22 protein-coding genes and 1 other RNA gene are annotated in these 21,599 nt (G+C 44.7%); 5 read left to right on the top strand and 18 right to left on the bottom strand.

Annotated elements, in window-relative coordinates; genetic code table 11:
* Positions 1–235 precede the first annotated feature (235 nt).
* The 3 genes from rnpB to RWX26_RS09785 all read right to left on the bottom strand — a co-directional run bounded on the left by rnpB (position 236) and on the right by RWX26_RS09785 (position 1,587).
* An RNA gene (gene rnpB / locus RWX26_RS09775) (RNase P RNA component class B) lies at positions 236–603 on the bottom strand.
* Between the two features lie 22 nt (positions 604–625).
* Positions 626–988 (bottom strand): cell division regulator GpsB, encoded by a 363-nt coding sequence (gpsB, locus tag RWX26_RS09780; protein WP_023917285.1) that lies wholly within the window; start codon positions 986–988, stop codon positions 626–628.
* Positions 989–1,059: 71 nt separating this feature from the next.
* Positions 1,060–1,587 carry a DUF1273 domain-containing protein gene (locus RWX26_RS09785; protein WP_314581304.1) on the bottom strand — a complete coding sequence of 176 codons (528 nt, stop codon included), beginning with the start codon at positions 1,585–1,587 and terminating at the stop codon, positions 1,060–1,062.
* 67 nt (positions 1,588–1,654) lie between these two features.
* Here RWX26_RS09785 and recU point away from each other — a divergent pair, with 67 nt between their 5' ends.
* Positions 1,655–2,257: a Holliday junction resolvase RecU gene (gene recU, locus RWX26_RS09790; protein WP_002905196.1), complete on the top strand. Its 603-nt coding sequence runs from the start codon at positions 1,655–1,657 to the stop codon at positions 2,255–2,257.
* Positions 2,250–4,388: a penicillin-binding protein PBP1A gene (pbp1a, locus tag RWX26_RS09795; RefSeq protein ID WP_061592652.1), complete on the top strand. Its 2,139-nt coding sequence runs from the start codon at positions 2,250–2,252 to the stop codon at positions 4,386–4,388. Before recU ends, pbp1a begins: the two co-directional genes overlap by 8 nt.
* Positions 4,389–4,464: 76 nt before the next feature.
* Here the strand turns inward: pbp1a and pepC are convergent, their stop codons facing one another.
* The 13 genes from pepC to rsmH all read right to left on the bottom strand — a co-directional run bounded on the left by pepC (position 4,465) and on the right by rsmH (position 18,041).
* Positions 4,465–5,799 carry an aminopeptidase C gene (gene pepC, locus RWX26_RS09800; protein WP_314581310.1) on the bottom strand — a complete coding sequence of 445 codons (1,335 nt, stop codon included), beginning with the start codon at positions 5,797–5,799 and terminating at the stop codon, positions 4,465–4,467.
* 78 nt (positions 5,800–5,877) lie between these two features.
* Positions 5,878–6,438, bottom strand: coding sequence for a GNAT family protein (locus RWX26_RS09805; protein ID WP_314581313.1), 561 nt, complete (start codon positions 6,436–6,438; stop codon positions 5,878–5,880).
* A 47-nt stretch (positions 6,439–6,485) separates the two neighbouring features.
* Positions 6,486–7,310, bottom strand: a complete 825-nt coding sequence (nadE, locus tag RWX26_RS09810) for an ammonia-dependent NAD(+) synthetase (RefSeq protein WP_314581317.1) — start codon at positions 7,308–7,310, stop codon at positions 6,486–6,488.
* Positions 7,307–8,767: a nicotinate phosphoribosyltransferase gene (locus tag RWX26_RS09815; RefSeq protein ID WP_314581320.1), complete on the bottom strand. Its 1,461-nt coding sequence runs from the start codon at positions 8,765–8,767 to the stop codon at positions 7,307–7,309. The genes nadE and RWX26_RS09815 overlap by 4 nt, the downstream gene beginning before the upstream one ends.
* Positions 8,768–8,874: 107 nt before the next feature.
* Positions 8,875–9,789 carry a thioredoxin-disulfide reductase gene (gene trxB, locus RWX26_RS09820; protein WP_314581322.1) on the bottom strand — a complete coding sequence of 305 codons (915 nt, stop codon included), beginning with the start codon at positions 9,787–9,789 and terminating at the stop codon, positions 8,875–8,877.
* Between the two features lie 65 nt (positions 9,790–9,854).
* On the bottom strand, positions 9,855–10,079 hold the full coding sequence (locus tag RWX26_RS09825) for a DUF4059 family protein (protein ID WP_268702032.1): 225 nt from the start codon (positions 10,077–10,079) through the stop codon (positions 9,855–9,857).
* 170 nt (positions 10,080–10,249) lie between these two features.
* On the bottom strand, positions 10,250–10,993 hold the full coding sequence (locus tag RWX26_RS09830; RefSeq protein ID WP_002896944.1) for an amino acid ABC transporter ATP-binding protein: 744 nt from the start codon (positions 10,991–10,993) through the stop codon (positions 10,250–10,252).
* Positions 10,993–11,802 (bottom strand): amino acid ABC transporter permease, encoded by an 810-nt coding sequence (locus tag RWX26_RS09835; RefSeq protein WP_314581354.1) that lies wholly within the window; start codon positions 11,800–11,802, stop codon positions 10,993–10,995. The genes RWX26_RS09830 and RWX26_RS09835 overlap by 1 nt, the downstream gene beginning before the upstream one ends.
* 246 nt (positions 11,803–12,048) lie before the next feature.
* Positions 12,049–13,392 (bottom strand): DEAD/DEAH box helicase, encoded by a 1,344-nt coding sequence (locus RWX26_RS09840; protein ID WP_314581329.1) that lies wholly within the window; start codon positions 13,390–13,392, stop codon positions 12,049–12,051.
* A 104-nt stretch (positions 13,393–13,496) separates the two neighbouring features.
* On the bottom strand, positions 13,497–14,480 hold the full coding sequence (gene mraY / locus RWX26_RS09845) for a phospho-N-acetylmuramoyl-pentapeptide-transferase (protein ID WP_002911286.1): 984 nt from the start codon (positions 14,478–14,480) through the stop codon (positions 13,497–13,499).
* Position 14,481: 1 nt separating this feature from the next.
* Positions 14,482–16,770 (bottom strand): penicillin-binding protein PBP2X, encoded by a 2,289-nt coding sequence (gene pbp2X / locus RWX26_RS09850; RefSeq protein ID WP_314581332.1) that lies wholly within the window; start codon positions 16,768–16,770, stop codon positions 14,482–14,484.
* A complete protein-coding gene (gene ftsL, locus RWX26_RS09855; RefSeq protein WP_002893529.1) occupies positions 16,760–17,083 on the bottom strand; it encodes a cell division protein FtsL in 324 nt (107 codons plus the stop codon). The genes pbp2X and ftsL overlap by 11 nt, the downstream gene beginning before the upstream one ends.
* Before the next feature lie 7 nt (positions 17,084–17,090).
* The gene (rsmH, locus tag RWX26_RS09860) at positions 17,091–18,041 is read right to left on the bottom strand and encodes a 16S rRNA (cytosine(1402)-N(4))-methyltransferase RsmH (RefSeq protein WP_314581336.1); all 951 of its coding nucleotides are present in this window, start codon (positions 18,039–18,041) and stop codon (positions 17,091–17,093) included.
* A gap of 200 nt (positions 18,042–18,241) precedes the next feature.
* Here rsmH and RWX26_RS09865 point away from each other — a divergent pair, with 200 nt between their 5' ends.
* The 3 genes from RWX26_RS09865 to RWX26_RS09875 are packed head-to-tail and all read left to right on the top strand — an operon-like array spanning position 18,242 to position 19,220.
* Positions 18,242–18,457 carry a helix-turn-helix transcriptional regulator gene (locus RWX26_RS09865; RefSeq protein WP_314581338.1) on the top strand — a complete coding sequence of 72 codons (216 nt, stop codon included), beginning with the start codon at positions 18,242–18,244 and terminating at the stop codon, positions 18,455–18,457.
* 47 nt (positions 18,458–18,504) lie between these two features.
* Positions 18,505–19,047 carry a DUF3278 domain-containing protein gene (locus RWX26_RS09870; RefSeq protein ID WP_002923356.1) on the top strand — a complete coding sequence of 181 codons (543 nt, stop codon included), beginning with the start codon at positions 18,505–18,507 and terminating at the stop codon, positions 19,045–19,047.
* Entirely contained in the window at positions 19,044–19,220 is a 177-nt protein-coding gene (locus RWX26_RS09875; protein ID WP_314581341.1) for a hypothetical protein, read from the top strand. Before RWX26_RS09870 ends, RWX26_RS09875 begins: the two co-directional genes overlap by 4 nt.
* Before the next feature lie 61 nt (positions 19,221–19,281).
* Here the strand turns inward: RWX26_RS09875 and RWX26_RS09880 are convergent, their stop codons facing one another.
* On the bottom strand, positions 19,282–19,539 hold the full coding sequence (locus RWX26_RS09880) for a DUF896 family protein (protein WP_004189791.1): 258 nt from the start codon (positions 19,537–19,539) through the stop codon (positions 19,282–19,284).
* Between the two features lie 20 nt (positions 19,540–19,559).
* A complete protein-coding gene (gene glyS, locus RWX26_RS09885) occupies positions 19,560–21,599 on the bottom strand; it encodes a glycine--tRNA ligase subunit beta (RefSeq protein WP_314581343.1) in 2,040 nt (679 codons plus the stop codon).

Here is a 21,599-nt window from a genome sequence, read left to right on the forward strand (position 1 = left end):
AAAATCGTGATTTCGTCACATCGATTTTCCTCACTCTCCCTTTTTAAATTTTGGGCTGAGAAGGTTTCGCTGCCATTTATCAGCTAGCTCATTCCTTGAAATATCCATCAGACAAATGAAGCAACAGCTAGTTGAACTTGGCAGAGAATAGAGCGCTCAGCCACTCTCTTGCTATTCTATTATAAAATTTAAAGAGGACAGGACTTGACGTCCCAGCCTCAGCCTATATGCAATTTTCTGTAAGCCATGTTTTGTTCCGGAAATGACTAGGTACCATTTCCTTCGATAATCATCTGTCTACTGTTTCCAGTCAGAGTGCTATGTTCGTTTCCACGCATTCCATGCCCCGACCAAAGTTTGGGTTGCTAGCTTGAGGGGTTTACCGCGTTCCACTTCTTCTGTTTCCAGAAGAACTACGTCACTGTGGCACTTTCAGACCTAATCAGACATATCCAAAGACTTAGCCCTTTCAGTCGCCGTAACGGAAAAATCCGTCCCTAGGCTTATTTCTTCGCCTAGCACAAACACTACCGGCATCACAGCCAGTGCTAGCATGGACTTTCCTCATGAAAATCTAAAATTTCCACGCGATTATCCAAAAATTGCACTGTTCTAAAAAGAACCATTATTCACGATCCAGAATTTGTTTTCCGAATACTTCCTTTTCAAGACGGTTCAAGCGCTTCAAGATATCAAAATTAGTCGCAGAAGTCATCTGAGGGAAGCTTTCTGCAGTTGACTGAGTCGCTTGTGTTGATTGGACAGGCTGAGTCGGCTGAACCGGTGCTTTTTCAACCGGCTTCGCAGCTAACTCTTCCTTGAGACGGCGATTTTCCTCACGCAGCTCCTTTACCAAGGCTGCGTAAGTCTCATAATCTTTGATAATATCATCCAAAAACTCATCCACTTCGGACTTACTATAGCCGCGTACTTCGCGCTTAAAATCCTGATCAAAAATATCTTTTGCTGTAAAAATAATACTTGCCATCTTCTCTCTCCAATCTAGTTTATCATATTCAATTATAAACAAAATGCCTAATAAAAATCAAGATTTATCATCTAATTTCCCGAAAAATTTTCGGCCACTTCATTCAAGTCATCAAATGTTAATTTTTTGATAAAATATTGTTCTTGTTTTTTCATTTCTTGGTAAAGATATTTCAGTTTTGTCTCCTGTTCTTCATCATAAAAGAGGTAGGCTCCGTCTGTATTTTGAATGATGAAGTGATTGTAATCACGAAACTGACTAGGATTTTGGTAGTTCGGATAAGCATACTTGACAAAATCGGTTTGCTTAAAAGCAGCTAATTTTGCCTGATTGGCTTCATTCCAATTTTCACCTTGATTCTCAAAGAGAAAGATGGTTGCCGTCTGAAATTCATAGTCTTTTTTCAATTCATTAGCTAGATCCAAAACCCAAGACTCGAAGCCCAGATTACCCATAAAAACCAGCCAATCCACTCCGTCTTCCAAAAAACGGATTAAATCCCTCTTAGCGGCTTCTTTTATGATGTTTATTCTCATATCTTTTTCCGTCGAAATGCCGATTTCAAAGGCTTTGTAGCCTGTTATTAGTAGACTGGTCATTTATTCTCCCTTAAAAAATTTTTTTGTGGTATAATAGAGTGATGCTATTGTACCAATAAGGAGTTTTATGGTCAACTATCCGCATAAGCTAAAGGCAAAAAGCAGTATCAACAGGCCTGTTCCCGGCATTGTTAACTTTGCCAATCGTGGGATGTCTTTTGAAAAGATGATCAACGAATCCAACAGCTACTATCTAAGCAGAGGACTCGCTGTCATCCATAAAAAGCCTACCCCCATTCAGATTGTCAAGGTTGATTATCCACACCGTAGCCGAGCCAAGATTGTAGAGGCTTATTTTCGGCAAGCTTCCACAACAGACTATTCTGGAGTCTACAAGGGCCATTATATTGACTTTGAAGCCAAGGAAACCCGACAGAAAAAATCGATGCCCATGAAAAATTTTCATTCGCATCAGATTGAGCATATGGAGGCAGTCCTTGAGCAAAAGGGTATCTGCTTTGTCTTACTGCATTTTTCCAGCTTAAGGGAGACTTACCTGCTTCCCGCTTCTTATTTAATTGAGTTTTACAAGATCGACAAGGGAGGGAAGTCCATGCCTCTAACTTACATCCAAGAGCATGGTTATCCGATTGAAATGCAACAGCTTCCCAGCATCCCTTATCTTGAAATTATCGAACAAAAACTACTAGGTGGTATTATAAATGAATAAACAAACTCTTATGCAGGCTTTGAAATATCTTGCAAGTGCACTTATAACCCTGCTTATGATTGGATTCGTGATTGGCTGTTTGGTATTTACCTACTATGCGGTCAAGGCTCCTAAGCTTTCTGAAAAAGACCTCATCGCGACCACATCCAGTAAGATTTTTGACAGCAATAACAATTTGATTGCAGACCTAGGCGCTGAAAAGCGGGTCAATGCTGAAACAAGTGAAATTCCTACGGATTTGGTTAACGCCATTGTCGCCATCGAAGACCATCGCTTCTTCAATCACCGTGGGGTGGACTTTATTCGGATTGCAGGTGCCCTTGTTAGCAACATCCGCGGAGGTCGCCAAGGGGGATCAACTCTAACTCAGCAGTTGATTAAGCTGTCTTATTTCTCAACTTCTTCTTCGGACGCGACCCTTTCACGTAAAATCCAAGAAGCTTGGCTGGCCGCTCAGCTTGAGCGTAAAGCAACCAAGCAGCAAATCTTGACCTATTATGTCAATAAAGTCTACATGTCCAACAGTAACTACGGTATGCAAACAGCAGCCCGAAGCTACTATGGCAAGGACCTAAAAGACTTGAGCTTACACCAAACGGCTCTGTTGGCAGGAATGCCTCAGGCACCTAACCAATACGACCCTTACACCCATCCAGAGGCTGCAACCAACCGCCGTAATCTGGTACTTCGTGAGATGCATGATCTCAAGTACATCACAGATGAGCAGTATGAACAAGCTAAGAATACTCCTGTAACCGATGGACTTCAAAGCCTAAAAGCTTCCACTAGCTATCCTGCTTACATGGACAATTATCTTAAGGAAGTAATTGAACAAGTAGAAGAAGAGACTGGCTACAATGTCCTGACAACTGGTATGGAAGTCTATACAAATGTCAACACTGATGCCCAAAAGAAACTCTGGGATATTTACAACACAGGAGACTATGTAGCTTATCCAGATGACGAAATGCAGGTTGCGTCCACCGTTATGGATGTGCAAACTGGTAAAGTCATTGCCCAGCTTGGTTCTCGTAACCAATCTACCAACGTATCCTTTGGTACCAACCAAGCTGTTGAAACCAACCGCGACTTCGGTTCAACAATGAAGCCAATCACCGATTATGCTCCAGCTCTGGAAAATGAAGTCTATACTTCGACAGCTGCTCCTATCACGGATGCTCCATATAATTTCCCGTATTCCAGCACACCAGTCTACAACTGGGATAAGAAATATTATGGCGGGATGACGATTCAATACGCTATTCAGGAATCCCGGAACGTTCCTGCCGTGAAAACGCTGGAAGCCGTTGGTCTGGATGAGTCTCTCAAGTTCCTAAATCGTATTGGGATTAACTATCCTGAAATGTTTTATGTTAATGCCTTTTCAAGTAACACCAGCAAATCCGGCAACGAGTACGGAGCCAGCAGTGAAAAAATGGCTGCTGCCTATGCTGCTTTTGCCAATGGCGGTACTTACTACAAACCTCAGTATGTCAATCGCGTCGTCTTCAGTGACGGAACGGAGAAGACCTTCTCCAACAATGGTTCCAAGGCTATGAAGGAAACGACAGCCTACATGATGACCGATATGATGAAAACAGTCTTGCAGTCTGGTACAGGTACAAACGCTGCTATCTCTGGGGTTTATCAGGCTGGTAAGACTGGAACCTCCAACTATGCTGACGATGAATTAGCCAAGCTGACCAAGCCTTACTACTACTCTAGCATTGTCACACCAGACGAGCTCTTCGTTGGTTACACGCCTAAGTATTCAATGGCTGTTTGGACCGGCTACTCTAACCGTCTGACACCAATACTTGATGATGGGGTTAAGGTTGCAACAGATGTCTACCGCGAAATGATGCTTTACCTAGCTCAAGACGGCTCTGCTTCAGAAGATTGGGAAATGCCAGATGGTCTCTACCGCAGTGGCTCTTATGTCTACCTCAACAGTGGTACTGGCTATAACCGTTACTACAATAACCAGCAGTACTATAACTATTCTAGCTATAGCAGTTACAGTACAGAAGCTAGCTCTGACACATCAGCTTCTAGTGAGCATTCTGGTGATTCAAACAATAACTCTTCTAACCACAGCGACTCATCTTCCGGTAACGGTGGAGATGACTAGAGTGACGAAGATTAAATACAAACTAAAAGAGTAAGAATGAAAAATTCTTACTCTTTTGTTATTCTCTCATTAAAGATTACTTTGCCAAAGCACCCATAGGATCCCAGGGAGATAGGACAAGAGGCTCTGCTTCATAAGCAGCTAATTCTGCTGCTGTCAGAAACTCCTTTCGGACGACGATCTGATAGGTATACTCGTCCATCCAAGCGTCAGAGGCTACGAAATAGCCCTTGTTACCAACCTTTTCACCCCAAGAGTTTTCGACCTTCCATTTCTTAGCCTTGCCATTTTCATCCAAGTCCACTCCTGTCAAGACCATGGCGTGGGTCATGAGGCTTTCGCTATAGTCCAAGCGGCCAGCCTTATCCTGAGTCAGTCGGATATCCATGCTGGCAGTGAAATCGTGCATCCCTTCAGCCATAACACCTGCCTTACGATTGCTAGACTGACCAACATCTGAGCCAAACCAAACGGTCTCGCCAGCCTTCATTTGCGTAATTGCCAGCTCTTTTAGTCGATCCATTTCAACATTCAAATAACGGACTGGCTTACTGCCAACGACATTGCCCAGCATCTCAACTGTATAGGACCTACCATATGGTTTGTCTGCAGTCGGTGCATTGATGATAGAGACATAGTCAGCTAGCTTGAAATCGACATATTTTTGATAAAAAGTCAGAGGTGTCAATCCACTCTCACTGTGGAAATGATTGTCCTTATCGCGATAAGAAAAGTCAAACTGGCGAGGCGGCAAGCCTAAATTCATAGCTAGGAAGTTAAAGACTTCTTGTAGGAGTTCTTCTTTCTTGGCCTGGAGTTCTGACGAGTTTGCACCCTCTGCCACTAATTCTCGCAAAATCTGCGCATCCTGGCGCAAGAGCTTATTGAGAATTTGATTGAGCTCACGGCTGTTACTGGAAGAAATTGACTCCGGATAGACTGACTTAGGCACGACGCCGTATTTCTCAAAAAGCGCCACGACCATATCCCATTGACCGCCATCCTGCTGAGGCGTATCTAAGAGAAACTTGACCTTACGGCTGGTCAATTCTTGGTCAGCCGTCGCAATCACCTGCTCTAAGAACCCGTTGGATTTTTCATATTTATCCCAAAAGAAGGTATGGGCTTGAGATAGCTCAAAATCTTCCAATTGGAAACCAGCAATCATCTTGTGGCGGAAGGTATTAAGAGCTGCAAACATCCAACAGCGTCCAGATGCTTTCTGGTCACTAACCTTATCCTTAGTGAGATCCAGTGAAAAGATAGGTGTATTTTCCACAGCGGCGCTTCGCTTCTCTAAGGAAGCCAAAAGACCATTATGGCTGATGGCATTTTCCATTGCTGCAAACTTGGGATTGGCCTCATAAGCAGCATACAACTTATCTGTAAAATCTTGTTCTAACGACTTCATAGAATCCTCCTTGTCATTATACATCTATTATAGAACTTTAAAAAAGGAGTGCAAGTAAAAAGGCTAGACAAGAGAGTCCTAGCCTTTTTCTAAATCAGATGTTAGGATCCCATAAACGGAAAAATCTTTGACTTGTCCTTTATGAAATACAGCCTGACGGAAAGTACCTTCGTAGCCCATGCCAGCTTTAGCCATGACACGCCCAGAAGCTAGATTGGCTGTTACAAATTTTGCTGCGACACGATTGAATCCTGCGTCTTGCAAGAGGTATTTCAAAACAGCTTTCAAAGCTTCTGTCATCAGCCCCTGCCCCCAATAGTCTTTACTTAGAATGTAACCGACCTCGCAAGAATTGACTGTTTCATCCATGTCCACCATACTGATGTCCCCGATTACAGAATCAGGATTTTCTTTCAGGCAGATGGCCCACTTGTAAAAATCCATGTTTTGATAATTCTCAACCCAGCGAGCAATAGACTGTTGGGTGACTTCAGGACTCTCGTGAGCATCCCAGGTCACATGCAGCAAATTATCCGGACGAGAAGCCCAGTTGTCATACATAGCTTGAGCATCCGATTCCAGAAAAGGTCTTAGTAAAAGACGTTTGGTTTCAATGGACTGTGTACCTATCTTTTTCATAGCTTCCTCATTTCTTGGCTCGGACTAAAAAGATTCGATAGAGATTTTCACTTCCAAAATTCATCAAAAACTGTAATCGGCAAATGCCGTTTATGCTGGCCTTTATGCCACCAAGATTCGATAGTTTCTTGGGCTTGGGCTGAAACGGACTTGCCTTCGAGATAATCGTCAATTTCATTGTAAGTCACGCCCAGAGCGACTTCATCCGCCATCCCAGGTTTTTCCTCTTCCAAGTCAGCCGTCGGCACCTTTTCATAGAGGGCTGGATCAGCTCCTAAGGCGGCCAAAAGCTGCTTACCTTGTCGTTTATTGAGACGGTAAAGTGGTAAGATATCTGCTCCGCCATCCCCAAACTTGGTGAAAAAGGCGGTGACATTTTCTGCAGCATGATCGGTCCCAATGACAGCCCCGCTGTATGAACCAGCTAAAGCATACTGGGCAATCATACGGCTGCGGGCCTTGATATTGCCCTTGTTAAAATCAGAGACTTTGGCTCCCGTTGTCTCCACAGCCTTTGTCATGGCATCAGCAGATTCCTTGATATTGACTGTCAGACTGACATCAGGCTGGATAAAAGCCAGAGCTTTTTGCGCATCATCTTCATCTGCCTGAACACCGTAAGGCAGGCGGACGGCGATAAAGCGGTAGTTATCATTCCCAGTCTCAGCCCGCATTTCCTCTACAGCCAGCTGAGCCAAGCGGCCAGCCAAGGTTGAATCCTGACCACCAGAAATTCCCAAAACATAACTTTTCAAAAAAGGATGCTTCCTCAGATAGGCCTTGAGAAAGTCCACCGACTTGCGGATTTCTTCCTCCGGATCAATGATTGGTTTAACGCCCAGTTGAGCGATGATTTCTTCTTGTAGACTCATTTTTCTGCTCCTGTCTGGTAGGCTTTCTTGCGCATCTGGTCAATCAAGTCCATCTTATCCTGCCAGATATCTCTAGCCAGGTCAACTGGATAATCCTGTGGATTGAGAACCCGCTTGTACTCGTCCCAGAGTTTATCAAATTCCTTACGGGCATAGGCTTGAATCTCAGTCAGAGTCGGCTGATTATAAACCAAATTCCCCTCTTGGAAAATATCCACCAAAAGCGGTACGGCATCAAAATTTTTGACCGTTTTATTGATATAGGTATAGGTCGGATGGAACATTTCCAGCTCTTCCAAGCCATTGACATCAAGGCCATCATAGGTAATGTAGTCTCCCTCAGACTTCCCTTTTTCGCGACTGGTAATGCGCCAAACCTGCTTCTTACCTGGGGTAGAAACTTTTTCGGCATTATTGGACAGCTTGATGGTATTGCGCAATTCCCCAGTCTCATCTTCAATAGCAACAATCTTATAAACTGCTCCTAAAGCCGGCTGATCATAAGCCGTAATCAACTTGGTACCCACGCCCCAAACATCAATCTTAGCTTTTTGCATTTTCAAGTTGAGAATGGTATTTTCATCCAGATCATTGGACGCATAAATCTTAGCATCAGGGAAGCCAGCTTCATCTAATTGCTGCCGAACTTTCTTAGATATATAGGCAAGGTCTCCCGAATCAATGCGGACACCCAGAAACTTAATCTTGTCTCCTAGCTCACGCGCCACCCGAATGGCTGCCGGAACACCTAGGCGCAATGTATCGTAGGTATCTACTAGGAAAACACAGTTATGATGAGTCTCAGCGTAGGCTTTAAAGGCTTCGTAATCATTTCCATAGACTTGAACGAGAGCATGGGCATGCGTTCCCAAGACTGGAATATCAAAGAGCTTGCCAGCTCGGACATTACTGGTACCGTTAGCTCCGCCAATCACCGCTGCCCTAGTCCCCCAAATAGCAGCGTCCATTTCCTGGGCCCGGCGCGTACCGAACTCCATCAGGGGCTCATCTTCGATAACAGAGCGGATACGCGCTGCTTTAGTGGCAATCAGGGTCTGAAAATTAACGATATTGAGCAGGGCAGTCTCAACCAGCTGACACTGAGCCAGTGGACCTTCCACCTGCACGATTGGCTCATTGGCAAAAACCAAATCACCTTCCTGAACAGACCTTACGGTCAGGCTCATCTTGAGATTTCGCAAATAATCCAGAAATTCTCCGTGATAGCCCAAGGATTGCAAATAATCTAAATCGCTCTGGCTGAATGTCAGATTATTGAGATAGGAAATAATTCTTTCCAAGCCCGCAAAAACTGCGTAGCCGTTATTAAAAGGATTTTTACGGAAAAAAACTTCAAAAACTGCACGCTTGTTGTGAATATTTTGCTTGAAATAAACCTGCATCATGTTGATTTGGTACAAATCAGTGTGCAGAGTTAAACTATCATCTGGGTACATCTTCTTGCTCCTTTATGCTAGATATCTTTTATTATATCATAATTCCAAAAAAGCTAAGCAAATCCTGTCAACTCACTTGAATAGACACACTTGCTTAGCTTATATTTTTATGCTTGCTCTGTAAGATATTTGTAGGCTTCCTGACTGGCAATGGCACCATCGCCAACAGCCGTCGTAATCTGGCGCAGGTCTTTCTGGCGAACATCACCAACAGCGTAAATGCCTGCTACTGACGTTTTCATTTGATGATCCGTCAGAATCCAGCCAGCCTCATCAGTGATGCCCAAGTCCGCAGCAAATTCGCTAACTGGATCTAGGCCAACATAGATAAAGATGCCACCAAACTCTGCCTGACTAAGCTCACCCGTCTTGACATTCTTAAAGGTTACGCCAGTCACCTTACGCTCATCACCATGGATGCTTTCCACCACAGAGTCCCAGACAAAGCGAATCTTTTCGTTGGCAAAAGCGCGATCCTGCAACACTTTTTGTGCTCGCAGCTCATCGCGACGGTGAACGATGGTCACACTTTTTGCAAAGCGCGTCAGGAAAATAGCTTCCTCTACCGCCGAGTCCCCACCACCGACAACCAGCAAATCTTCATCACGGAAGAAGGCACCATCACAGACCGCACAGTAGGAAACCCCGCGGCTGTTGTAGTCTTCCTCTCCAGGAACCCCCAGATGACGATGATTGGCACCAGAAGCAACGATGACTGTTTTAGCTTCAAAACGCTCATCTTCTGTGATGATTTCCTTAAAATCGCCCCGATCTTCAATTTTTTCTACTAGGCCAAAGAGATGTTCTACCCCTAGATTCTCAAGAGGCTCAAACATTTTCTCTGCTAGCTCTGGACCGCTGATATTGGCATAGCCCGGGTAGTTTTCAATGTCAGCAGTATTGTTCATCTGGCCGCCAGGAATACCACGCTCCAGCAGGGCAACTTTTAGGTTGCTGCGGGCTGCATAGAGGGCAGCTGTCATGCCGGCAGGCCCAGCTCCAATAATAATTGTATCGTACATAACTCTTCTTTCTCCTTGTTGTAACTAGAATTATTCTAACAACTTTTCTACAATTTTACAAGCATTTAAGCTTTTAGAACAATGAGCAAGCCCAGTGTCGCAAAAGACAGGACTGGAATCGTCATAATGACAATCAGAAGAACATCGTACAGATGACTCTGGCGCTCCTTAGCTGTCTTGTCCTTGCAGCGAATCATCCGCAGTCCAATCCATAAACCCGCAATGATCCCTACACCGACTGCTGTATAAAGCAGGCTCTCGATATAAAGTGCAAATATTTGATCTAACATGTCAACTCCTCAAAGGTCAATCAGCCTCATAGTGCAAAGAAAGGGAACAACTCCAAATCTAGCTGTCAGCAAAAACACCCACTAGACAAGAAAGCCTGCTCCACTGCATGCTGAGACTGAAAACAAACTCAGCTGGTCTAGCCAACTGAGCCTTCACTGTCTCTATTATATCAAATATAGGTCCGTTTGTAACTAGCAAAAAATTCCTTGGTTCTTTCTTCCTTTGGATGATGAATAATTTCATCTGGTGTCCCAGACTCTATGATTTTCCCCTTGTCCAAAAAGAGTACTCTATCCGCAACCTGAGCGACAAAGGACATATCATGACTGACCAGAATCATGGTCTGGCCAGACTTGGCTGCATCAGCGATTGATTTCTCTACTTCTCCGACCAACTCGGGATCCAAGGCTGAGGTCGGCTCGTCTAGCAAAAGAACATCTGGATTCATAGCCAAAGCCCTTGCTAAGGCTACCCGCTGCTTCTGACCGCCTGACAAATGTCTAGGATAGTGATTTTCTCTGTCTGACAAGCCAACTTTTGCTAACTCTTCTTTGGCTATCTTAGTCGCTTCTTGGTCTGACAGTTTCTTAACTACCAGCAGACCTTCCTTGACATTTTCCAGAGCTGTCCGACGGGAAAAGAGGTTAAACTGCTGAAAAACCATAGCTAGCTTGCGGCGCAGCAGCAAAATCTCATCTTTAGAAATGCTTGAAAAATCCACTTTGAAACCGTCGATAGCAATCTTTCCGCTATCAGGCTGTTCCAGATAGTTGAGGCTGCGGAGGAAGGTTGACTTCCCAGCACCTGAAGAGCCAATCAAAGCCACTACTTCACCTTTTTGAATGTCCAAACTGAGATCATCCAGAACCTTTTGACCTGAAAAAGTCTTACTTAAATGTGAAATATTAATCATCAGATTCCTTCTCCTTCTGCTTGCTGAAGCGATTCAAATTTATCCGGCTGTTTGATATCCATCATCTTTTCGATCCAGCGGCCAAGCTGCTCAATGAGAATATTGACAGCCCAATAAATCAGTGACACCGAAATAAAACGCTCAAAGTAACGGTAGTCTGCCCCTGCGATAGCCTGAGCTTTGGCAAAAATTTCCACTACACCAGCGCTAAAGGCCAGAGAAGTTCCCTTAGTCAAGCCAATCAGGGAATTAATCAGACTAGGTGTCGCGACTACTGCTGCATTGGGGATAATGACACGCATATAAACCTGCTTGTTGGTCATCCCTAAACTGCGAGCAGCTTCAATTTCTCCCGAATCCACGGACAAGATTGCTGCCCGAATGGTCTCACTGGCATAAGCTGCTTCGTTGAAAGCGAAGGCAACAATCGCAAAGACAGACGCTGGAATTTCGTTGATATTAAAGCTTGTGCCATACTTCTGATTGATGGCCTTGAGAAATAAAGGAATCCCAAAATAGGTCAGCATGAGCTGGACCAGCAGCGGCGTTCCTCTCAGAAAGCTGACAAAGAAAGCCTGAATCGGATACAGGACTTTAACCCGATTAATCTTGACGATAGCAAAAACCATGGCAAGCAGAATACCAAAAACTGCACCACCCGCTGTCAAGAGAAGGGTGATTGGTAGATTTTGCAAAATGCCAGGAATAGCCTCAAAAACAGCCCTTAAACTAAATAATTTACCATCTGGAATGAACTTGAGGAACTCCTCATACCAACCAGTTGTCAGAAGATAAGTTGTAACCACTATTATTACTTCCTTTTCTTGATAATGAAATATTTTAACACAATTCTGGAACAAAACAAAGAATTTGCTTCGCTTTTACTGTCTTTTAGCAGTCAAAACATGAGTAGCTAATGCAAATCTCGTGTTCCTAAATATCAAATAAGCCACACTAAGCCCAATATAAAAATAGACTAGTTTCACTAGTCTATCATATCTATCTCATAAAGACTAATATATTTTTCTTATCACAGCGATAAGAAAAGTATATCACTAAAAGGTTTGGCGCTTAGCCTTACGCTCTGCCCGGCCACGTGCACGATTCTCTGCTCGCTTGGTCTTGCGGCGCTTTTCGTTAACAGCCCACTGAATTTTTTTCTTGTAGCCTGGCTTGATTTTTTTCTTTTTCTTCTTGACCAGCCCCAGCATTTCCGTGTCCAGCTTCTCCCGGCTCTTTTCCCGATTGGCCCGACGGTCTCGGTCATAGGTATCCTGAAACTCGTCATCCTTTATCATCTTGGGAGTGAATTTGATCCCCATCTTTTCCAGCTCCCGAATATCTGAGTCGTCGCTCGGCTGGTAGAGAGTAATGGCTGTACCAGGAAGACCATTACGACCAGTTCGGCCTACCCGATGGACAAAGAAAGACAAGTCCTGAGGAATGGCATCATTGATAACATGGCTGACACCTTCGATATCAATCCCCCGCGCTGCCAAGTCAGTAGCAACAATATACTCAAAATCCAGATTCTTGACCTGATTCATGATACGCTTGCGCTCCCGCGGAGCAATATCGCCATGAATTTTAGCAACTTTAAGCCCCTGAGCTGTCAGATAGCTGTGTAGATCATCTGCCCTCGTCTTGGTATTAACAAAAATCATAGCCAGATAAGGCTGCAGGAGCTGACTGATTTGATAAATCTGGGCATTCTTGTCTCGTCCCTTGGTTGACAGAAGCCAGTTTTCAATGGTGTCCGCAATGACCGTCTTGGTCTTAATCTGCTCAATGACTGGATTAGACAGATATTTTTTCAAAAAAGGCTGGAGCTTCTGCGGAATGGTCGCTGAGAAAACGAGAAACTGCAGGTCTTTAGGCAACCGGCCTGCAATCTTATCAACCGTCGCCAAAAAGCCCATGTCCAGTGTCATATCTGCCTCGTCAACGACAAAGGTCTTGGCCTTGTGAATAGCCAAATCGCCTGACTCTACCAAGTCATAAATCCGACCAGGCGTTCCGATGACGATATGAGGCTGACTGGACTCTAACTTTCCAATCTGACGAGCCTTGTCTGTCCCACCGACATAGTTGGCCACCCGAATCTCTCTTTCAGAAAAGCTAGCTAACTGCCGAGCGGCCTGATAAATCTGCGCTGCCAGCTCCCGACTTGGGGCTGTAATAACAGCCTGCACGCTGTCTGCTTCCTCATCCAGCATTTGAAAGATCGGCAGCAAAAACGTATGGGTCTTACCAGAGCCTGTCTTGGACTCCCCAACCAAATCCCGACCTGACAATACGACTGGAATCAGCTTCTCTTGGACTGGAGTCGCTTCAACGAAGTTCAAATCCCTGAGCGCTTCTTGAATATAATCTTTAAACTTAAATTCTGTAAATTTCATCTTGTCCTCTATTCTATTATCCTAACTATTATACCAAAAAAATAACCATCCTGCTTACCCTCAAATCTAAGAAGCAGAAAAGCGAGCCAGAGACTCGCTTCTTGCTATAGATATAGGATAGCTAGGGTCAAAAGACTGCCCACGATACCGATTCCCCAGAAGAAGAAATCGACCTTCCACTCGCTCCACTCCTTGCCGTGGCCAGTTAGGCCTCCCAGCTCAAAGTGGTGATGAACCGGAGTCATCCGGAAAATCCGCTTGCCGCCGGTCAGCTTGAAGTAGGTCACCTGCATCATAACAGAGGTCGTTTCAAACACATAGACAATCCCAATCAAGAGCAGGGTCCACTCTTGATGAAGGGAAATGGAGATAGCAGCCAGCATACCGCCCAAAGCCAGACTTCCTACATCGCCCATGAAGATTTTAGCAGGCTTATGGTTGAAAACAAAGAAGCCTAGCAAGCCACCAATCATACTGATGATGACAATCAAAATATCAAAACGCTTCTGCTCAACAGCAATTACAGCATAGGCCACCAAGCTAATGACCACCGAGATACTGGCCAAACCATCAATTCCATCCGTCAGATTGACAGCATTGGAAAAGCCAATCAGCCAAAAAAGGACGAAAAAGACATAGAGGAAGCCTATCTGGACAGGAACGGTGAAGATATTCAGCTGGTCACCTGCACCGTGCTGATTATAAAAGAAGTAAAAGACAACTCCGCCGACCAGCTGCAAAAACAGTTTCTGCTTGGGATTTAGACCTTCGTTGATCTTACGAAAAACCTTGAGGAAGTCATCCAAAAAGCCGACAACGCCATACAGGACCAAGATAAAAAGAATCATGATGAGGCCGTTGGACAGCTGATGCGAAAACAGACCGATAACAAAGCTAGCCAAAACAGATGTCAAGAGAAAGACTGTGCCACCCATGGTTGGTGTTCCGGCCTTGGCCTGATGCTGCTTGACATCTTCGTGCATCTGTTGGCCTGTGATACGAGCCTTATGGTAAAAACGAATAAAGGCAGGAATGCCGATGATAGTTAGGATAAAAGTTACGATTCCTGCAATAAGAGCAATAAGCATATTAGTCTCCCATTGTAATTGTTATTTTCTTGAGATTTTTCAGCGAAGTATTGGTCTTCTCGCTCTGCTTGACGACCTTGGAGCCCTCTCCTTTGAAAGTGACTTCGATGCCCTGCCACTTCGCAAAACGTTCAACATTAGCCTTGGTCCAGCCATACATATCAGGCAGACTTTCTAAATCATCTGACAAGATCAAAACCTGCTGGTTGGCCTTGAGATTTTTGCCCTCTTTGACAGATACTTTTTTAATCTTGCCACCTGTTCCCAGCACAATTGGTTGGACGAGGTTGCGGCGCAATTCATCTGCCAGACCGCCAGGACTGACTTGATGTTTCAGACCTAGTTGCTTGGTCAGTTCTTCCAGTGATGGCATTTTATAACTGGTTTCTTCAGTGACTGTTTCAAGAGCCGGAGTCGCTTCCGTTGTCAGATTAAGGCTGTCTTTGAGAGCGACTGCTTCTTCCAAGACCGGATTGACCACTTCCTGCCAGAATATTGGCTGGAATTTTTCCTCAGGCTGCTGAACTGTCACATACATGATAAATTCAGGATTTTCTGCCGGCGTCATGACAACAACTGAATAGATATTGTCATTCTCACCCTCTAGATAACCATTTTCAGAAGCGATCTGAGCGGTCCCTGACTTAACAGCTACATTCTGACCAGCCACTTGAATAACAGGCTCGCCACCGACATTCAGGGTTCCTTTGTAGGGGTCTGTTCCGACTTGAACCATATAATCCCGAGTGGTTTGAGCTGCTTTTTCTGAGACAGGATTTCCGATAATTTCCGTCGCAGTCTTACGAGCTGTATTGGTTTTAGGATCATGGATAGCATTGATAAACTTAGGCTCAACCATGACACCATCATTGGCAACGGACGAGAAGGCGCGCAGCATCTGCACCTGGGTCACACCAATCCCTTGACCGAAAGAACTCATGGCAATAGTTACATAGTTATCACCTGGCAAGGAGCCATAGGTTTCATTACCCATACCAAAACTAGTCGGCAGACCAAACTTAAACTTACTCAAGTAGTCTAGCCACTTGTCATTGCCCATCTTCTGCTCTAGAATAGTCATACCGACGTTACTGGAATAGGTAAATCCTTGGGCAAAGGTCAGGGTTTCCCCTTCTGAAATCCCCATGTTGACATTCCAGTCCCGAATGGTCGCATCCATAACTTTGTATTCTCTACTGTCAAAGGTATCGTTAGGATTAAAGCTGCCATTATCAATAGCTGAAGCTAGAGTCATAACCTTCATAGTAGATCCAGGCTCATACTGACCTTGATAGAGCATGGTGTTCCAGTTGCCCAGATTTTTCTCATTCAAGCCTTCCTTGGTATCGGCATTATAGGTCGGCCGTTGAGAAGTGGCTAGGATTTCGCCAGTCTTGGCACTGACCAAGGTCGCATTGACAAACTTACCTTTGACTTTTTCCTGAAAGGCGTTCATCCGCGTTTCTAGGTAGGTTTGCAAATCAGCCGACAGCGTTGTATAGACGTCCTTGCCATCCTCTGCCTGTACAGAGACCTTTTCCGACCCAGGGACAACATTACCATTTCGGTCTTTTTCGTAGGTCACAATCCCATTCTGACCAGCAAGAATCCTATCCAGAGCCTGCTCCATGCCAGAAGTCCCTTTCAGCGTCTTATTGCCTTCCTTATCCTCCTGCAGCTGGGCAAGACCGATAAACTGGGAGGCAAAGACACCGTTACTATAACTGCGGTTGGGACTGGTAGTAAAGTCAATCCCTTCAATACCAGCAGCTTCAAAGGCTTCCCGCATGGCATTCATATTACTGTAGGTAATGCCATTGCCCTGGGCCCCGAAGGAAACCTGCTTGAGATTTTTCTGAGACAGCTGGGTTTTGACGTAGTCCTTATCCAGCTCTAGGTATTGATTGAAAATCTCTGCCACCTTATCGTACTGGGATTCTTCTACATAGAGAATCTTGCCGGTAGCTGACTTGTAACTCTTGTCAATAATGGCATAGACATTATAAGTCGTGGCATCCTCAGCAATAGGAACACCATTTCGGTCATAAATCGTTCCCCGCCGGGCAGCGACTGTGACCGTCTTTTGATGGACCACTTCTGCACCCTTAGATAGATTAACACCGAACTTCTGGTCTGTCCCGATAATAATGGCAAAATTAATCAAGAAAACGAAAAAGAGAAAGATAGCTAAGATACTCATGCTCTTTCCCACTTGCCGCCGATTGTATTCAGGGGTTTGCCTATTTTTCAGGGCGTATTTTTTAATTCTTTCAAAAATTCTATTCTTCATCCGTTGAACTCACTGTTTTACGATTTCCCTTCTGGAGTTTCATATCCTGAGAGCTGGCTAACTGAGACAGCCTTTCATAGCGGGTTAGTTCATTGACTTCCTGCTTGATGTCGGCCAACTCTGTCTGCTCTGCTTCGATCTGTGTATTGACTTCCGTCAAATCCCGATCCACCTGCAATAGCTTGGTCTGCATAAAGACGATGCTGACTGCTAAAATAATGGCAGTCAAAACGATAGAGCCGTAAAAGGCCTTCTCAACTCGGGAAAATTTTCTCATCTGATCTTGAAGCGGGTTTGGTCTTTTTTCTGACATTTCTTCCTCACTTGTGTATCTTACGGGCCACGCGCAGTTTGGCGGAATGAGCCCGGTTATTGCTTTCTAATTCTTCTTTGCTTGGTAAAATTGGTTTGCGGCTGACCAGCTCCAGCTTAGGCTGCAGTTCATCAGGGATGAAAGGCAGGCCTTTGGGAACATCCACTGTCGACGCCTCCTTGAAAAGCTGCTTGGTCAGACGGTCTTCCAGCGAATGAAAAGTAATGACCGCAATCCGGCCGTCCACCGCTAGCAGATCAATAGCCTGCTGAATAGAGTCATCCGCTGCGCCCAATTCATCATTGACCTCAATCCGAATGGCCTGAAAAATCTGCTTGGCTGGGTGCCCTTTCTTCTTCAGCTCCTTAGCTGGCTTAGCTGACTTGATAATTTCAGCCAGTTCTGTCGTTGTTTCAATAGGCTTGATACTTCTAGCCTGCTCAATCTTGCGAGCAATCTGCTTAGAAAACTTGTCTTCGCCGTATTTAAAAAAGATTCGTACCAAATCCTGATAGCTATAATGATTGACAACCTCAAAAGCTGTCAAGGCAGCCTCGCGGTTCATGCGCATATCCAAAGGCGCATCCTGTTTGTAGGAAAAACCACGCTCACGCTGATCCAGCTGTGGGCTGGAAACGCCTAAATCATAACAAATTCCATCAATTTCTTCCACACCGGCTTCTTGCAAACGGCTCTTGAGGTGGCGGAAATTGTCCTTGATAAAGGTCACCATCCCCCGCTCTACATAAGGAGCCAAACGCTTTTTAGCATTGTCAATAGCCGTCTGATCCTGATCAAAGGCATAAAGATGCCCCTCATCTCCGAGCTGGCTCAAAAGATATTCGCTGTGACCAGCACCGCCAAGGGTCGCATCGACATAGATGCCGTCAGGCTTAACCGCCAGCTGGTCAACCGTTTCATGAAGAAGAACCGTAATGTGATGAAATTCGTTTGTCATATCTTACTTATTATATCACATTCAAAAGCAAAAAAAAATTTAAAAGAAAAAGTAAGCGGATGAAATCCTTTTTTAAATTTTTTGTCAGATATACTTGACACTTTTTCCAAAAAGTATTATACTAGCATAAAATAAAAGTCAAATATAACTGACAAACTTACTGGAAGTTATCAGTTATAGAATTAGAAAGGAAGGGTGTAATGAATCGTGTCAAAGAATTTCGAAAAGAAAAAAAGATGTCTCAGCTAGAGTTGGCCAAGTCTATCGGGGTATCGCGGCAAACTATCAATATGATTGAAAATAACAAATACAACCCCACCCTCGAGCTCTGTATCAATCTGGCTAGAGCGCTGGATACTGACCTCAACGCCCTCTTTTGGGAACCCCAGCTGACAGATGAAGATTCAGATGACTAAGAGTTTTTCCCTGCAGCAAGATTTATACCTAAAGAAAGGACTCAAACATGAAAAAAGAAACATTCTCAGACAAGATGATTAAACGATTTTACGGCATTACCGGACCTTTGGACGAGCAAAAGCGCCAACAGGCTGAGCACCTAGGAAATATAGGCTTTATCTGGCTTTTCTTTATTCTGATTTTTGGCAATGCCATCGCCTTTCCCCTAGCCTTTCGCTGGCCCAAAATTATCGCTGTTGCCTATCCTATCCTGCTGGAAATCCTTATCCTCGGCTTCTGTGTCTATATAGTCATTCAAGCACGGCGCAAAGGAATTGATGACCTAGAGCTAGGACTTCAGGATGAAAAAGAAGAAAAAGCTATGAAACATGCTGGTCTCAAAGCAGGTTTCTCCTATTGGCTACTCTTTTACCCTCTCTTTAGCATCATGATAGCTGTCATGGAAAAGAAAGATATCCTACAAGTTTTGCTTCAACCTAAACTTATTGTAACTGGATTAGCCGCAGGCCTTGGATTTGGACTGATTATGCATTTCATTGCCAAAGGAAAGATTCGTCAAGCACAAAAAAAGGAGGAAGAAGACCTATGAGACTCAATCTCAAAGAAAAAATGGATCTAGGCATTCTGTCCCTCATTATTGCCATCGCTGCTTATTTCTTTTTCCGTATTACAGAGCCGTGGATTTTCTGGCTCGATGTAGCAATCATCGCTAGCTGCATCTATATAGCTCTCCACATTTTGAAAAAACATAAACAAGAATAAAAGAATCCCTCAACAGGAACTTTCTAGCTTCCTAGCGAGGGATTTTTTTATTTATATCTACTTAAGACTCTGGGTCATCCAGACTACGGCCGTGAAGGCCTTTCTCGCGCTGAACTTGACGTAATTTTTCAGGCGTTACATCATTACCATCCTCATCAACAATCTTGATGCCTTCGATGTGATGGCGAACAGAACGACGGTAGCCTTCGATGTACTCTTCACGAAGCTTGGCTTGTTCCACTTTTTCCTCAGCAGTTAGGCCTTCAGCTTTTTTCTTTTTAGCTAATTCATTGATACGTTCAATTTTTTTAGGATCCATGATTCTACCTCTCTTACCTTTTATTTGGTATTAATCTGATTGAACTTCGCCAACTGTCCCGCTTTAGCCGTCAAAGACGCCAGGAGAGCTAGGCGATTGTTACGCACAGCCTCATCTTCAGCCATAACCATGGTATGGTCAAAGAAAGCATCGATAACTGGACTGAGGGCAAAGAGTTGGTCCAGATTAGCAGCTAAGTCAGGCAGCAGCTCGACTGCTTCAATAGCCGCTGCCAAGTCTTTTTCCTCTTGATTTTCAAAGAGAGCTGGATTGACAGCGGTCTGCCCTTGGGCTTTCTCAGCTAGATTGAAGACCCGAGACAGGCTTTCGACTGCTGACTTGAAGTTGTCTTCCTGAGCTTTTTCTGCTAGGAGCGCAGCTGTTTCTACTAAATCGCGTACGACAAAGTTAGTGCTTTGAAGAACAGCCGTCACGATGTCTTTTGGAATGCTGCGATCCATCATTTTCTCAATGCGGGCACGGAAGAAGTCCAGCACAGCTGCTTGATTGTCATAGCTTAGGCTATCAAACTTGAGTTCGTAAAGTCGACCAAGAAGCTGGGCAAGGTCAATGTTCCAGCCAAACTTGTCCAAGATACGCACAACACCCTGAGTCGCACGGCGCAGAGCATACGGGTCATTAGAACCACTTGGAATCAGCCCAACTGAGAAGAAGGACAGAATGGTATCCAGCTTATCAGCCAGAGCCAAGACTGCTCCGACCTTGGTGTCAGGTAATTCGCCATCGGCTGAAGTCGGCATATAATGCTCCCGAATAGCTGCTGCCACCGCAGCATTCTCACCAGCCAGAAGAGCATACTTCTCGCCCATGATACCTTGCAACTCATCAAACTCACCAACCATACCAGTCAGCAGGTCAAACTTATAAATAGCTGCTGCACGAGCCAAGTCGGCTGTCTCATCAGCATCCAATCCTGCTTCTTGCGCCAAGAGAGCCGCAATCTTACCAGTCCGCTCCATGTGCTCTGCCAGAGAGCCAATCTTTTCGTGGAAGGTCACATTGCTCAGCTTTTCAACCAAGTCGACAATAGCTAGCTTTTGGTCTTCCCGCCAGAAGAATTTCCCATCTTCCAGACGAGCCACCAAGACTTTCTCATTTCCCTTGATGACATTTCCCAAATGCTCTGCATTTCCGTTACGGACAGAGATAAAGTGTGGCAAAAGCTTGCCTTCAGCATCGCGCACAACAAAGTAACGCTGATGCTCTTTCATGGAAGTTACCAAGACTTCTTCTGGCACCTCTAAGTATTTGGCATCAAAATTACCCAAGAAAGCAGTTGGATATTCTACCAGATTCAACACTTCATTGAGCAAGTCTTCGTCAATCTCGATAGAAACCCCGTGCTCCTCTTCCAGTGCTCGAATCTGCTCGACAATCATATCTCCCCGCTCAAGAGGACTGGCAATGACAAACTGAGCCCGTAGATCATCTTCATAGGAATCCGCTGAAGCAATCTCCGTTTCTTTGCCCAAGAAACGGTGTCCTCGACTAGTACGTCCGCTCTTGATGTCCAAGAATTCCAAATCAAAGGCCTGCTCATCTAAGAGCACAGTCAAGGTGTGGACCGGGCGAATGTATTCAAAGGTGTTGTTGGCCCAGTGCATGCTGACAGGGAAGGTCAGGGCTTGCAGAACTTCTGTCACTGCTGGGATGATCTCCTCTACAGGGCGGCCGATTTCTTCCTTGGTCACATAGACGTATTCTTCCCCCTTGATTTCGCGGAAAGTAATGTCCTCAACTGTCAATCCCTTGCCACGAACAAAGCCTTCTGCAGCCTTGGTAAAGTTGCCGTCAGCGTCCAGAGCAATTTTCTTAGAAGGGCCTTTGAAATCTTCTGTCAAATCAGACTGTTTGTCCGCCAAGCCAACCACGCGCACCGCCAAACGGCGAGGTGTGGAGAACATTTCAATTTTCTCAAAGGTCAGACGATGGTCTGTCAGGAAAGCTCCCATCTTGTCGCGCAGCTGCTTCATGCTCGGAGTTACGACATAGGCTGGCATTTCCTCCAAGCCTAATTCAACTAATAAATTTTTTACCAT

This window comes from uncultured Streptococcus sp., assembly GCF_963536705.1.
In the GTDB taxonomy this organism is placed as follows: Bacteria; Bacillota; Bacilli; order Lactobacillales; family Streptococcaceae; genus Streptococcus.